Raw genomic sequence first — 791 nt, 5'->3', positions numbered from 1 at the left:
ACGCACCTGATGGTACCGTACCGAGCTCTAGGTGGTTTTCTCCCGGCTGTAAGTAAGCGGTAGCGTTAAACCCCGATGAGAAGGTGGCCGCGCTCGAGCTTAAGTTATCAATAGCTTCGATACCGTTGATTAGTCCACCACAAAACATAGTCTGTGAGCTGATATTGGCAGTGTACAACACGGGCGGATTCTCGCCTTCATTATCAATCTCGATATCAACGGTTGACACCTGCTCTCTTGCTTGCCTCATTTGTTTATCTCCAAAACATCCGGCTAATAAAATAACAGTTAAAATTAACGTTATGGCTCTCATGGTATCCTCTGCTAGTCGCCACCAAATAATGTGGTGCGGTGCGGGGAGTCATCGGCACTTAAACGCTCAACCCACACCCACTCTTGTGTTTCTTCTTCACTTTTTTTTGCCTCACTATCAGCTCGCCAGCCGCCAAGGCCGCCTTTGTTGTTTGAACTCTTCTCGTTGGGATTTTTCGTGCTAAACGTAACCTTCATTTTGACATACGCCTTAATGCCTTCATGGCAGAAGATAAGCTCGGTTTTATCCTCTCCGCCTGCGAGGACGCACTTGGCATTGGCAACAATACCGCCTGTCAATTCGAACAGCCCCTCTAACACCCAGACCTTAACGCCGCCTCGTATTCCTATCTCGGTGGTCATTGTGACGGCCTGCTGGACATCAAAGGCATAGGCTGGCTTAGCATCTGGGATAAACTCAATGCTGCCTTGAGTGTTGATTTTGGTTGAGGCCATGACAAAAAACTCAGCGCCAAAAT

General features: G+C 48.2%; 2 pseudogenes. Both read right to left on the bottom strand.

The features are described 5' to 3' along the window. Positions 1–250, bottom strand: a pseudogene (locus BZJ21_RS16745) (glycosyl hydrolase family 26); the annotation flags it as partial. A 74-nt stretch (positions 251–324) separates the two neighbouring features. Then, positions 325–791: pseudogene (locus tag BZJ21_RS16405) on the bottom strand (hypothetical protein); the annotation flags it as partial.

Origin of the sequence: Salinivibrio costicola subsp. alcaliphilus (assembly GCF_001996185.1) — a bacterium.
In the GTDB taxonomy this organism is placed as follows: Bacteria; Pseudomonadota; Gammaproteobacteria; order Enterobacterales; family Vibrionaceae; genus Salinivibrio; species Salinivibrio costicola.
This window is presented reverse-complemented; position numbering and strand designations above follow the sequence as displayed.